Origin of the sequence: Rhodovulum viride (genome assembly GCF_003265965.1) — a bacterium.
Lineage (GTDB): Bacteria > Pseudomonadota > Alphaproteobacteria > Rhodobacterales > Rhodobacteraceae > Rhodovulum > Rhodovulum kholense.
Map to the genome: position 1 here is coordinate 76,113 of NZ_MUAV01000006.1, position 11,454 is coordinate 87,566.

The window sequence follows — 11,454 nt, forward strand, 5'->3', positions numbered from 1 at the left end:
CCCGTCTTCTTGGGCCAAATACCCCCGCCGGAGGCGCCGCGCGCGGAACGCGCGCGGCCCGGCCCAACGCCGGACAAGCGGGGCGCAGCCCCGTGCGGATCCGGGGGCGGGAGCGCCCCGCTTGCCGGGTCCTAAACGCCGAGACAGTAGCGCATCACCGCCTTCTGGGCATGCAGCCGGTTTTCGGCCTCATCGAAGATCACCGAATGCGGCCCGTCCATCACCGCATTGGTGGCTTCCTCGTTGCGATGCGCGGGCAGGCAATGCATGAACAGGGCATCGGGCTTCGCCGCTTCCATCAGCCGCTCGTTCACCTGATAGGGGCGCAGCTGGTTATGCCGCCGCTCGCGCGCCGATTGCGGATCGTGCATCGACACCCAGGTGTCGGTCACCACCAGATCGGCGCCTTCGACAGCCTTCAGCGGATCGCGCTCGATGGTGACGGTCGCCCCCTTCGCCCGCGCCGCTTCGACGAAGACGGCCTCGGGGTCGAGCGTCGCGGGGCCAGTGAAGGTCAGATCGAAGCCAAGCTGCCCGGCGGCCTGGATGAACGAGGCGCAGACATTGTTGCCGTCGCCCGACCAGACCACCTTGCGCCCGGCAATCGGCCCGCGATGTTCCTCGAAGGTCAGCAGGTCCGCCATGATCTGGCAGGGATGGGTGCGGTTCGTGAGCCCGTTGATCACCGGCACGCTGGCATAATCCGCCATCTCCTGCAGCGTCGCCTCCTCGAAGGTCCGGATCATGATCAGGTCGACATAGCGCGACAGCACCCGCGCGGTGTCGGCGATGGTCTCGCCATGACCCAGCTGCATGTCCTTGCCGGACAGCACCATGGTCTCTCCGCCCATCTGCCGCACGCCAACATCAAAGCTGATCCGGGTCCGGGTCGAGGGCTTTTCGAAGATCAGCGCCACCATCCGCCCGTCAAGCGGCCGGTCGTCATCGGGCGCGCCCTTGCTGCGCCCGGCGCGGGCCCGCTTCATCGCCAGGGCCTTGTCGAGGATCCCCCTCAGATCGGCGGGCTCGGTCGTGGCAATATCGAGAAAATGGGTCATGCCCGGGCCTCCTTGGCTGCGACGGCCGTGGCGGCCGCATCGAGCCGGGTCACCGCCTCGGCGATTTCGTCATCGGTGATGGTCAGCGCCGGCAGCAGCCGCACCACATTGTCAGCCGCGGGCACCGTCAGCAGGTGCTGGGCATAGCCCGCCTGCACCAGATCGGTATTCGCGGCCCGGCATTTCAGCCCCAGCATCAGCCCCGCGCCGCGCACCTCCTCGAAGATGTCGGGATGGCTCGCGACCAGCCCCTCGAGCCGCTGCCGGAACAGCCCGGCCTTGCGGTTCACCTCGTCGAGGAAGGCGGGCTCGGCGACGATGTCGAGCACGGCCTTGCCGACAGCACAGGCCAGCGGGTTGCCGCCATAGGTCGAGCCATGGGTGCCGACCGTCATGCCCGCCGCGGCGGCCTCGGTGGCCAGCACCGCCCCCAGAGGAAAGCCGCCGCCGATCCCCTTGGCGATCATCATGATATCGGGTGCCGCGCCCGACCATTCATGGGCGAACAGCTTGCCGGTCCGGCCCATCCCGCATTGCACCTCGTCATAGATCAGCAGCGCGCCGGTCTCGTCGCAGAGATCGCGCAGGCCCTTGAGGCAGGCATCGGGCAGGGGCCGGATGCCGCCCTCGCCCTGGACGGGCTCGACCAGAATGGCCGCGACGGTGTCGTCGATGGCGTTCTGCAGCACCGAGCCATGGGCGCCGAAGGGCAGGTGGATGAAGCCCGGCAGAAGCGGCCCGAACCCCTTGGTCATCTTCTCGGACCCCACCGCCGCGATGGCGGCCGAGGACCGGCCGTGGAAGGCGCCCGAGAAGGTGACGATGTTCACCCGGTCGGGCTGGCCTTTGTCGTACCAGTATTTCCGCGCCATCTTGACGGCGAGTTCACAGGCCTCGGTCCCCGAATTGGTGAAGAACACCGTGTCGGCGAAGGTCTTCTCGACCAGCGCGTCGGCCAGCGCCTCCTGCTCGGGGATGTGGTAGAGGTTCGACAGATGCCAGATCCGGTTCGCCTGGGCGGTCAGCGCCGCCACCAGCGCCGGGTTGGCATGGCCAAGCGCGTTGACCGCGATCCCGGCGCCGAGGTCGAGGTATCGGGTGCCGTCGGTCGCGACAAGCCAGGAGCCCTCGCCGCTCTCGAAGCTGAGCGGCGCGCGGTTATAGGTTGGCAGGACGGACGGGATCATCTGGGAAATCCTTCGGAAAAAGAGGCCCTATGGGTGCCTCGGGCGGGACGGGGTGTCAATGTCTTCGGAAATGCGCCGGGGCGCGGGGGGGGGGAGGTGGTGTCGCGTGGGCGCACGCGCAGGCGGCCGTCTCAGAAACGGCGGCGGCGTCGGCGCGCAGGGATATGAACGCAACAGGTCATGGGCTGCGCCTTTAGCGGGAAAACCGGTCTCTGTCCAGATGCGCCGTTGCGGCACAGAGGGCCTCGCGCGCCGGTCAGGCCCGGGCGTCCGCCTCAGGGCCAAGCGCCCAGGCGAAGGCCTGGCGCAGCCGCGCCGCGACATCGGTCTCGATCGGTGCGCCATGGGCCATGATCACCCGGTCCGGCTCCCAGCTCATGGCCTCGCGCAGGACGGCCGCGGCTGCGGCCCTGTCGGCCCAGGTCAGCCGGGCGTCGCGCGGGGTGCCGCCGGGGCTGCGGATGCCGCCGATCCAGGTGGCAATCTTCATCAACGGACCCAGCCGGGCGGGCTCGAACGCCTCGATCAGGTCGGTCAGGATCAGCGTGCGCGACGGACGGTGAAAGAAGATCGCCTCTTTCAGGAAGGGATGCCCCGGCACCAGACGCTGACGGATCATGCCTCGCCAGGCCTCGGGCGCGCGGGGGCCAAGCGGCGCGTGGTCCGGAAAGACAAGCCCATGCCGGGCGGCGCGTTCGGCCGCGCCGGGCGCGGCATGGACCGCGGCCTCGGGAAAGCGGGCGGCCCAGGCGGGCAGAAAGGCGTAGTGCAGCGCGTTCGGGGCCACCAGATGCGCGACCGGCCCCAGCGCTTCGACCTGGGCGATCAGGTCCTCGTCGGGCCTGATCGGCGAATGCAGCCAGAGCCCGCCCGAGGGCAGACGCACCACGCACATCCGGGTGGGAAAGGGCATGCCGTAGAAGCTGATCGCCGGGCCGTCGACGACCCACAGCTCGCGCCCCAGCGGCTTTGGCACCGACAGCGGAGGATAAAGCCCGTCGCCGCGTCCTGCCATCGGCCTAGCTGCAATAGGCGGCTGCGGTGTCGCCGAAGAGCTGGTAACGGCGCCAGAATTCTTCGTCGCTCCGGCGGTCGGACTGGCGGACCACCTGGGCCCGATGCGGATCGCGGAAGAACCCGGCGGCGCGGCTCTGGTCGCCACGGGTCAGGGTGATGTCGGCGGCATGCTGGATGCAGCCGCAGAGGCCTCGGGTGACGCCCGGGCGCCCCGAGGAAAGGCAGGCGCGCTCGATCTGTCCGGCTTCGGCGGCAAAGGCGGAAATGCTGGCCAGAACGGCCGCAATCGCAAGGGGCTTCACTGTCATCATCGCTCTCCTGGTCCGGTGGCGGTCTGCTCTTACGACTCCGGACGCGTTTCTTTGCGCGACAATAGCGCAGACGGAGAGGCCGCCGCAACCGGGCAGGGCGGCGCAGGATCAGGCGGTCTGGACCACGTGTGTCGTGATGGCGGCGAAGAACAGCATGCTCGCGACCAGGACGAAGACATGCCAGATGGTGTTGTGATAGGGCAGCCGTTCCCACAGGTAGAAGACCATGCCGACCGTATAAAGCACGCCTCCCGCGATCACGAGGCCCAGCACCGGGGGCGACAGGGTAGCGAACATGCTCCAGCCCGCGACCGCCCCGGCCCAGCCCATGGCCGGGTAAAGCGCGAGGTTCACCGCGCGGAACCGGTAGGGCGCGAAGACGCGCAGCCCGGTGCCCGCCACGGCCGCCGCCCAGAGCCCGGCCAGCAAAGTCACCCCATGGCCCGACAACAGCGTGAAGGGCGTGTAGGTGCCCGCGATCTTCCAGTAGATGGCGGAATGGTCCAACCGGCGAAAGACCGGCGTCCAGTCCGGATGGCGCACCATGTGGTACAGCGCCGAAAACCCGATCATGGCGAAAAGCGCCGCCCCATAGACGGCAATGCCCAGCACCGCGGGCGTGTCGCCGCGGATCAGGATGGCCAGGATCACGAGAATGGGCACCCCGATGGCCACAGCGGCCAGTCCGGTCACATGCACCACGGCGTCGGACAGACGCTCGGCGCGGGTATAGGCGCGAAAATCGTCCAGCATGACGGTCTCCCGGTCGTCGATGGCCCCCGTTTGGGAAAGGTTAAGCTAGCATGGGTTAATGCTGCGTCAAAATGGCACGTGGAGTCATGTGAGGCCGAAGGCCATCGACTGTGCTCCTGTCGATCAGCGCCTTGGTCATGCCGAGGACGAATGGACCTCTGGATGCCCCCGTATTGAGGTCCGGCCAAGATCCCGCCTCCGGCGACCGCGGCCACCGCCTCGCAGGTTCCGGGCGGCGCTTGAGGCGCTCGCAAAGCCAGCTCGTCACGAGGATCTCGCTCGGGGGGGGGCGAACGCTTGGGGCCGAGGGCCGCGGCGAGCTGCACCTGGGTCTGCGCGCAAGGCGCGGCGTCGCCGGAGTGCGCGTCCCGCATCCAGGGGATATCGAGCAGCCCGGGGCAGCGGCCTTGCATGGGTTGAGCCGCGCGACCTTCCATCGCTGGCCCGAGGCGCAGGTCAAATGAGGACCGGCTGGTATCCTGGGTGGTATGCTGGCGGGGCGTATCGCCAAATTTCTCAATGTAATCAATTATGTTTGGTGCCCCCGCACGGATTCGAACCGCGGACCTTCGCTTTACAAGAGCGCTGCTCTGGCCAACTGAGCTACGAGGGCAATGCCCATGCAGGTTTAGACGATGGGTCCCGGGCTGGCAATCGGGGATGCGCGGGATCGTCGGTGCGCGGCCGGGACCGGCCGCAGCCGCTAGGACAGGCCGATCCGGGTCAGGCCCCAGACGAGCGCGATCAGCACCGGCTGATGGATCAGATAGATCGCAAGGCTGTGCCGCCCGGGCCAGGCCAGGCAGCGGGTCAGGCGGCCGGGCGACCCCGAGAGCCGGTCCCACAGCCCGTGGCGGTGGGCGAGCCCGCCCAGTGCCATCCCGGCGAGGAAGGCGGCCACCCAGGGAAAGACCGGCTCAAAATCGACGCTCGGGCGCGGGGTCGCGGTCAGCCCGGTCCAGTCGAGCCATGCGAGATCCGGGATCGGGGCCGGGCGGGGGGGCAGCAGGACCGCCAGCGCCAGCAGCGCCGGGACGAGGGGCGGCAGGCGCAGCAGCAAAAGCCCCAGAAGGCTCGCGGCGGCGATCGCATGCAGGATGCCGAAATAGACGAAGGCGTCGGGAAACACCGCCCAGGTGCCGAGGCTGACCGCCCCGGCCGCGGCCGCGATCCGCAGCAGGCGGTACAGGAAGGCGCGGGGGCGGACGCGCGCGCCATGGGCCAGCTGAAGGCTGACCCCGGCCAGCGCCAGAAAGGCCGCCGCGACCGTGACCGACAGCACCCGGAAGCCGCCCGAGACGACCGTGCCCGGCGGCAGGTGGCCGAACATCTCGAGATCGTAGCTGAAATGAAAGACCGCCATGCCCAGAAGCGCCGCGCTGCGGGCGAGGTCGATGGCGGCAATGCGGGGCAGGGGGCGGGCCGGTCCGGTCAATCGGGCTGGAACCCCGCGATCAGCCGGCGCAGCCCGAAAACCGCGCCCGCCGAAATCGCCGCCAGCGTGACCGGCGCCGACCAGGCCAGCGTCGCGAAGGCGGTGATCCCCTGGCCGACCGAACAGCCCAGTGCGACCACGCCGCCGACCCCCATCAGCGCCGCGCCGCCGACCTGACGGCCCAGCTCGCGCGGGTCCTCGCAGGCCTCCCAGCGGAACGAGCGTTTGCGGCGCGACCCGAGCCAGGCGCCCGCCAGAACCCCCAGAACCGAGCCGACGGAAAACGACAGCCCGCCCGCCGAGGAGGTCATCATCCACAAAAGCGTGCGGCCCAGCGGGGCGGTGAAGGTATGGCCCTCGACCGCGACCGCGCCGAGCGTCGCGTGGCTGATCGCCGAGGTCCCCCACAGCGCCGCCGTCACCGCCAGCCCGACCGCGACCGCCCAGCCGATCCGATGCGGCTCGGACCGCATCGGCCTGTGCAGGATGCCCCAGCCGAAGGCTGCGGCGGCAATTGCCAGAGCTACGGCCAGCGCGGGCAGACCGGTCACCTGCGCGGCCGAGACCGTCAGGCTTTGCAGCCCGTCCGAGGGCTCTTGCGGGAAGGCCAGATCGCGCAGGGGCGCCAGCGGGCCCGACAGGGTGACGAAGCCGAAGATCGAGATCACCACCACGATCACCAGCGACCTGAGATCGCCGCCGCCGAACCGCGCCAGCGCGCCAAATCCGCAATTGCCTGCCAGTGCCATGCCATAGCCGAAGGTCACCCCGCCCAGCACGCTGGCCGTGGGGTTCCAGCGGATCGCGTGATAGATGGTGGCGCCGGTGTCGATCTGGCCCGCGGCGGCCAGCAGCGAGGTCGCGGCGATGGCGGTGCCGAGGATCACGCCCCACATCCGCAGCCGCCGCTGGTCGCCGCCCCAGACCGCGGTCTCGAGCGCGCCGAGCGTGCAGAAATCGCCCAGCCGGGCGGCAAGCCCCAGCACCGAGCCGGTGACAAGGCCGATCAGCGCGGCCAGGGCGCCCGGCGGTATCGTCTCCATCGCGTCTTCCCCCCTCGGCCGGGCCGCCTCTGCGGGCGCCCGCCTCCTTCGTCAGTCGCGCCCCGTCGCCGCCCGGGGCGGCGCCTTGGCAGTGCAGAACATGTCATGCATCAGCTCAAGCAGCCGACGCGCCCGTTCGTCGGCCAGCGAATAGTAGATCGCCTTGCCCTCGCGCCGGTAGGACACCAGCCCCTCAAGCCGCAGCCGCGCCAGTTGCTGGCTGACCGCCGCCTGGCGCGAGGACAGAAGCGTTTCCAGCTCGGTCACCGATTTCTCGCCGGTCGACAGATGGCACAGGATCATCAGCCGACCCTCATGCGACAGCGCTTTCAGAAAGCTCGACGCGGTTTCGGCATGCTGGACCATATCCTCGGCCTGCACCTCATCCATCGACGGCAAGGTGTCGTCGCGACCATCGTCCTCGGGCGGGGCAGCCTCTGTCGCCATCGCATCGCGGGGCATCAGCAAAGCCCCGTCTTCTCCCCGGTTGCGGCCGCGCCCGCCGCGCCTCGGGGTCCGGCCTGCCGCTTGCTCATCCTCACTCACCCTCGTCCGTCTGCGCCCATTCGGGCTGTCCCTGCACCATGGCTCCGATCAGGCCCCAGAAGAAATCCTCGCCCGGATAGCCTTCGAGACGACCGATCTCGACCCCGTCGCGCAACAGCACGAAGGTCGGCGTGTATTGGGGTCTGGAGACAAGTCGCACGTCCTCTGGCAGCTTGGCGTCCAGATCGATCCGGCGCAAGGGGGCGGTGCGGCCTTCGCGGGTCTTCGGCCAGATCGGCGCGATTTCCCGGTTCCACAGCACGCAATAGGCACAGCCCGTGCGTTCGACCATCCCCAGCGCCAGATCGGCGCGCACGGCCGACCCGGCGATCAGCGCCAGCCCCGCCGCGCAGATCCATGCCGCAAGGTCAGGTTTCATTTTGGGCTATCCTATCACATAGACAAATCGTAATATGTTTTCGCGTCATCGGCAAGGGAGGGCTGTGATGCTGGAGATTTCCTACGGGGGTGCGGCGCTGGCGGGGCTTCTGTCCTTCCTGTCGCCCTGCATCCTGCCGATCGTTCCGTTCTATCTGTGTTACATGGCGGGCATCTCGATGACCGAGCTGCGCGGGTCCGACCGAATCCCGCCCGGCGCGGTGCGGCGCCTGGTGGTGTCGGCCATCGCCTTTGCGCTGGGCGTGACCTCGATCTTCGTGCTTCTGGGCATGGGGGCGACGGCGCTGGGGCAGGGCTTCCGCGAATGGAAGGACGAACTCAGCTATGTCGCGGCGGCGATGCTGTTCCTGTTCGGGCTGCATTTCCTCGGCATCCTGCGCATTCCGCTGCTGTATCGCGAGGCGCGGATCGAAAGCCGGGCCGAGCCGACGACGGTGCTGGGCGCCTATCTGATGGGGCTGGCCTTCGGCTTTGGCTGGACGCCCTGCGTGGGCCCGGCGCTGGCCGCGATCCTGATGGTGGCCAGCGGCATGGGCGACATTGCCCGGGGGGCGCTTCTCTTGCTGGTCTACGGGCTGGCGATGACGCTGCCTTTCGTGCTGGCCGCGGCCTTCGCCCGGCCGTTCCTGGCCTGGATGCAGCGCAACCGGCGGCATCTGGGCCATGTGGAAAAGGCGATGGGGGTGATGCTGGTCGTCTTCGCCGTGCTCATCGCCACCAATTCGGTCGGCTACCTCGCGCAGGTGCTGATCGACACCGTGCCGTGGTTCACCACGCTCGGCTGAGCATGCTTCAGGGAGGACAACCATGAAACTGACGACGCTTCTGGCCGCGGGCTTTGCGGCCCTTGCAGCCCCGGTGCTGGCCTCGCCGATGGGCGATGACGGGTTGCACAAGCCCGACTGGCTGCGCGACACTTTCCGCGACATGCGCGAGGACCTGGCCGAGGCCGCGGCCGAGAACCGGCGGATGCTGGTGATCTGGGAACAGCGCGGCTGCATCTACTGCACCAGGATGCACGAGGAGGTGTTCCCCGATCCCGAGATCGAGGCGCTGATCCGCCAGAATTATTTCGTCGTGCAGATGAACCTGTTCGGCGATGTCGAGGTGACCGATTTCGACGGCACCGTGCTGCCCGAGAAAGAGATGGCGACGCGCTGGGGGGTGATGTTCACGCCCACGCTGATGTTCATGCCCGAAACCGCCCCCGAAGGCGGCACCGCGGCCCAGGCGGCGGTTGCGACCATGCCCGGCGCCTTCGGCAAGGGCACGACCCGGGCGCTGCTGCAATGGGTGCTCGACCGCGGCTATGAGGGCGACGAGCATTTCCAGAAATACGTGGCCCGCACCATGGCCGACCCGTCCAACTGACCGGGGCAGGGGGTGCCGGAAAGTCGTATGCAAAAAACTATATTTGTTGTTGCGTCGCGCCGGACCGCTCCGCTACAGTTGGGTCAAGGGAGAGAAAAGGGAGGAGTCTCAGCGATGAGAAAGGTGGGTCTGACCGCCGTCTGCCTTGCCGTCTGGACGGGCGCGGGGCTGGCATCCGAGGTGGCGCCGCGCGACGTCGCGATCGACGGGCAGGGTCATGTGGCGGCGCCGCTGACCGATGCGCCGGGCGATCCGGCGGCCGGGCGCAGCCTGATGACCGACCGCACGGTGGCCAATTGCATCGCCTGCCATCAGGTCACCGAAATGTCCGACGCGCCGTTTCCCGGCACGGTCGGCCCGTCGCTCGACGGGGTCGCCACGCGCTATTCCGAGGCGATGATCCGGGGCATCCTGGTCAATTCCAAGAACGTGTTCCCCGAGACCGTGATGCCCGCCTATTACCGGGTCGAGGGCTTCAACCGCCCGGGCATCGAGTTCACCTCGAAACCCATCGAGGGCGAGATCCAGCCGCTGATGACGGCCGCGCAGATCGAGGATGTCGTCGCCTATCTGATGACGCTGACGCAATGACCGCCCCGGCCACCGGGCGCGCCTGAGCAAGGAGGAAGAGATGGAGTTCACCAGACGAGGCGCAATGGCGCTGGGCGCGGGGCTCGCCGCCGCGCTGATGCTTCCGGCACGCGCGCTGCGCGCGGCCGCCGATGACAAGATCGCCGAATTCACCGGCGGCGCCGCGATGGGCGAGGGGGGCATCACCCTGACCACGCCCGAGATCGCCGAAAACGGCAACACCGTCCCGATCGAGGTCAGCGCCCCCGGCGCGGTCGAGATCCTGGTTCTGGCCTCGGCCAACCCGACGCCCGACGTGGCGCGGGTCAGCTTCGGCCCGCTCGCGGGCGCGCAGCGCCTGTCGACCCGCATCCGGCTGGGCGGCACCCAGGACGTGATCGCCATCGCGAAGATGGGCGATGGCAGCTTCCAGCGCGCGGCGAACACCGTGAAGGTCACCATCGGCGGCTGCGGCGGCTGAGACGAGAGGAGGAAAGCACATGGCAGAAGGCGTCAAGCCCCGCGTCAAGGCCCCGAAGACGGCCGCGGCGGGCGAAACCGTGGTGATCAAGACCCTGATCAGCCACCAGATGGAATCCGGCCAGCGCAAGGACAGCGACGGCACCCCCATTCCGCGCTCGATCATCAACCGCTTCACCGTGGCCTTCAACGGCCAGAACGTGGTCGATGTGGCGCTGGCCCCGGCGATCTCGACCAATCCCTATTTCGAGTTCGACGCGGTGATCCCGGAGGCGGGCGACATGGTGTTCACCTGGTATGACGATGACGGGTCGGTCTACGAGGACGTGAAGTCGATCGCCATCGGCTGAGCCGCCCGCGCCTCAGGCGCGCTGTTTCGAGGGAGGGGAGCAGATGAAGACCAACAGACTGACGGGCATGGCCGCGGCGCTGGCCTGCGGCGCCCTGCTGGGCGGCGGGGCCGCCTGGGCCGGGCCGGACGATCCGCTGATCATCAACGGCGATCTCGAGATCGTCACCCGCACCGCCGCGCCGCCCCATCTCGAAGGCCATCTCGACGAGATCCGGTCCGGCTGGACCTTTCGCACCGACGATACCCAGGCGCTCGAGATGGACGATTTCGACAATCCGGGCATGATCTTCGTCGAGGCCGCGCGCGAGGTCTGGGACACGCCCGAGGGCACCGAGGGCAAGGCCTGCGCCGACTGCCACGGCGCGGTCGACGAGGGCATGCTGGGGGTCCGCGCGCATTACCCGAAATGGGTCGAAAGCGCGGGCGAGGTCCGCACGGTCGAGCAGATGATCAATGCCTGCCGCACCTCGCGCATGGGTGCCGACGAATGGAAATACATCGGCGACGACATGACCCAGATGGTCGCGCTGATCGCCTCGGTCTCGCGCGGGATGCCGGTTGATGTGGCCATCGACGGCCCGGCCCAGTCGACCTGGGAAAAGGGCAAGGACATCTACTACACCCGCTACGGCCAGCTCGACCTGTCCTGCGCGAATTGCCACGAGCAGTATTTCGACCATTACATCCGCGCCGACCATCTGAGTCAGGGCCAGATCAACGGCTTTCCCAGCTACCGGCTGAAGAACACCAAGCTCAATGCCGTGCAGGACCGGTTCAAGGGCTGCATCCGCGACACCCGCGGCGTGCCCTTCGCGGTCGGCTCGCCCGAATTCGTGGCGCTGGAGCTTTACGTCGCCTCGCGCGGCAACGGGCTGTCGGTCGAAGGACCGTCCGTCCGCAACTGATCCCGGGGCCCGCGCCGCTGATCCGGC

15 protein-coding genes and 1 tRNA gene are annotated in these 11,454 nt (G+C 68.6%); 6 read left to right on the plus strand and 10 right to left on the minus strand.

Features of this window, described 5'->3' with window-relative positions; translation table 11 throughout:
* Positions 1 to 131 precede the first annotated feature (131 nt).
* The 10 genes from argF to BYZ73_RS06690 form a co-directional block, all read right to left on the minus strand.
* Positions 132 to 1,058 carry an ornithine carbamoyltransferase gene (gene argF, locus BYZ73_RS06640; protein WP_108024730.1) on the minus strand — a complete coding sequence of 309 codons (927 nt, stop codon included), beginning with the start codon at positions 1,056 to 1,058 and terminating at the stop codon, positions 132 to 134.
* A complete protein-coding gene (locus BYZ73_RS06645; protein ID WP_112315358.1) occupies positions 1,055 to 2,245 on the minus strand; it encodes an aspartate aminotransferase family protein in 1,191 nt (396 codons plus the stop codon). Before BYZ73_RS06645 ends, argF begins: the two co-directional genes overlap by 4 nt.
* A gap of 256 nt (positions 2,246 to 2,501) precedes the next feature.
* Positions 2,502 to 3,260 carry a DUF4336 domain-containing protein gene (locus tag BYZ73_RS06650; RefSeq protein WP_108024734.1) on the minus strand — a complete coding sequence of 253 codons (759 nt, stop codon included), beginning with the start codon at positions 3,258 to 3,260 and terminating at the stop codon, positions 2,502 to 2,504.
* 4 nt (positions 3,261 to 3,264) lie between these two features.
* Entirely contained in the window at positions 3,265 to 3,570 is a 306-nt protein-coding gene (locus BYZ73_RS06655; protein ID WP_112315455.1) for a hypothetical protein, read from the minus strand.
* 111 nt (positions 3,571 to 3,681) lie between these two features.
* Positions 3,682 to 4,326 (minus strand): PAQR family membrane homeostasis protein TrhA, encoded by a 645-nt coding sequence (gene trhA / locus BYZ73_RS06660; RefSeq protein ID WP_108024736.1) that lies wholly within the window; start codon positions 4,324 to 4,326, stop codon positions 3,682 to 3,684.
* 536 nt (positions 4,327 to 4,862) lie between these two features.
* Positions 4,863 to 4,939 (minus strand) — tRNA-Thr (locus BYZ73_RS06670).
* Positions 4,940 to 5,029: 90 nt separating this feature from the next.
* A complete protein-coding gene (locus BYZ73_RS06675; RefSeq protein WP_245943068.1) occupies positions 5,030 to 5,761 on the minus strand; it encodes a heparan-alpha-glucosaminide N-acetyltransferase in 732 nt (243 codons plus the stop codon).
* Positions 5,758 to 6,804: a YeeE/YedE family protein gene (locus BYZ73_RS06680; RefSeq protein ID WP_112315360.1), complete on the minus strand. Its 1,047-nt coding sequence runs from the start codon at positions 6,802 to 6,804 to the stop codon at positions 5,758 to 5,760. The genes BYZ73_RS06675 and BYZ73_RS06680 overlap by 4 nt, the downstream gene beginning before the upstream one ends.
* 51 nt (positions 6,805 to 6,855) lie before the next feature.
* Complete coding sequence (locus BYZ73_RS06685) at positions 6,856 to 7,194, minus strand: ArsR/SmtB family transcription factor (RefSeq protein WP_108025080.1); 339 nt, start codon at positions 7,192 to 7,194, stop codon at positions 6,856 to 6,858.
* 148 nt (positions 7,195 to 7,342) lie between these two features.
* Positions 7,343 to 7,729 carry a thioredoxin domain-containing protein gene (locus BYZ73_RS06690; protein WP_181497982.1) on the minus strand — a complete coding sequence of 129 codons (387 nt, stop codon included), beginning with the start codon at positions 7,727 to 7,729 and terminating at the stop codon, positions 7,343 to 7,345.
* 67 nt (positions 7,730 to 7,796) lie between these two features.
* Here BYZ73_RS06690 and BYZ73_RS06695 point away from each other — a divergent pair, with 67 nt between their 5' ends.
* The 6 genes from BYZ73_RS06695 (at position 7,797) to soxA (ending at position 11,427) form a co-directional block, all read left to right on the plus strand.
* Entirely contained in the window at positions 7,797 to 8,534 is a 738-nt protein-coding gene (locus tag BYZ73_RS06695; RefSeq protein WP_075785476.1) for a cytochrome c biogenesis CcdA family protein, read from the plus strand.
* Positions 8,535 to 8,556: 22 nt separating this feature from the next.
* Positions 8,557 to 9,120 carry a thioredoxin family protein gene (locus tag BYZ73_RS06700; RefSeq protein ID WP_112315361.1) on the plus strand — a complete coding sequence of 188 codons (564 nt, stop codon included), beginning with the start codon at positions 8,557 to 8,559 and terminating at the stop codon, positions 9,118 to 9,120.
* Between the two features lie 114 nt (positions 9,121 to 9,234).
* The gene (gene soxX, locus BYZ73_RS06705; protein ID WP_112315362.1) at positions 9,235 to 9,711 is read left to right on the plus strand and encodes a sulfur oxidation c-type cytochrome SoxX; all 477 of its coding nucleotides are present in this window, start codon (positions 9,235 to 9,237) and stop codon (positions 9,709 to 9,711) included.
* A gap of 40 nt (positions 9,712 to 9,751) precedes the next feature.
* Positions 9,752 to 10,171 carry a thiosulfate oxidation carrier protein SoxY gene (soxY, locus tag BYZ73_RS06710; RefSeq protein ID WP_108024745.1) on the plus strand — a complete coding sequence of 140 codons (420 nt, stop codon included), beginning with the start codon at positions 9,752 to 9,754 and terminating at the stop codon, positions 10,169 to 10,171.
* A gap of 19 nt (positions 10,172 to 10,190) precedes the next feature.
* A complete protein-coding gene (gene soxZ, locus BYZ73_RS06715; protein WP_112315363.1) occupies positions 10,191 to 10,520 on the plus strand; it encodes a thiosulfate oxidation carrier complex protein SoxZ in 330 nt (109 codons plus the stop codon).
* A gap of 43 nt (positions 10,521 to 10,563) precedes the next feature.
* Positions 10,564 to 11,427 (plus strand): sulfur oxidation c-type cytochrome SoxA, encoded by an 864-nt coding sequence (soxA, locus tag BYZ73_RS06720; protein WP_112315364.1) that lies wholly within the window; start codon positions 10,564 to 10,566, stop codon positions 11,425 to 11,427.
* The last annotated feature ends 27 nt before the right edge of the window (positions 11,428 to 11,454 follow it).

Coding starts and splice junctions, on each gene's coding strand:
- argF (WP_108024730.1), bottom strand. CDS start 1,058: ATGACCCATTTTCTCGATATTGCCACGACCGAGCCCGCCGATCTGAGG.
- BYZ73_RS06645 (WP_112315358.1), bottom strand. CDS start 2,245: ATGATCCCGTCCGTCCTGCCAACCTATAACCGCGCGCCGCTCAGCTTC.
- BYZ73_RS06650 (WP_108024734.1), bottom strand. CDS start 3,260: ATGGCAGGACGCGGCGACGGGCTTTATCCTCCGCTGTCGGTGCCAAAG.
- BYZ73_RS06655 (WP_112315455.1), bottom strand. CDS start 3,570: ATGACAGTGAAGCCCCTTGCGATTGCGGCCGTTCTGGCCAGCATTTCC.
- trhA (WP_108024736.1), bottom strand. CDS start 4,326: ATGCTGGACGATTTTCGCGCCTATACCCGCGCCGAGCGTCTGTCCGAC.
- BYZ73_RS06680 (WP_112315360.1), bottom strand. CDS start 6,804: ATGGAGACGATACCGCCGGGCGCCCTGGCCGCGCTGATCGGCCTTGTC.
- BYZ73_RS06685 (WP_108025080.1), bottom strand. CDS start 7,194: ATGGATGAGGTGCAGGCCGAGGATATGGTCCAGCATGCCGAAACCGCG.
- BYZ73_RS06690 (WP_181497982.1), bottom strand. CDS start 7,729: ATGAAACCTGACCTTGCGGCATGGATCTGCGCGGCGGGGCTGGCGCTG.
- BYZ73_RS06695 (WP_075785476.1), top strand. CDS start 7,797: ATGCTGGAGATTTCCTACGGGGGTGCGGCGCTGGCGGGGCTTCTGTCC.
- BYZ73_RS06700 (WP_112315361.1), top strand. CDS start 8,557: ATGAAACTGACGACGCTTCTGGCCGCGGGCTTTGCGGCCCTTGCAGCC.
- soxX (WP_112315362.1), top strand. CDS start 9,235: ATGAGAAAGGTGGGTCTGACCGCCGTCTGCCTTGCCGTCTGGACGGGC.
- soxY (WP_108024745.1), top strand. CDS start 9,752: ATGGAGTTCACCAGACGAGGCGCAATGGCGCTGGGCGCGGGGCTCGCC.
- soxZ (WP_112315363.1), top strand. CDS start 10,191: ATGGCAGAAGGCGTCAAGCCCCGCGTCAAGGCCCCGAAGACGGCCGCG.
- soxA (WP_112315364.1), top strand. CDS start 10,564: ATGAAGACCAACAGACTGACGGGCATGGCCGCGGCGCTGGCCTGCGGC.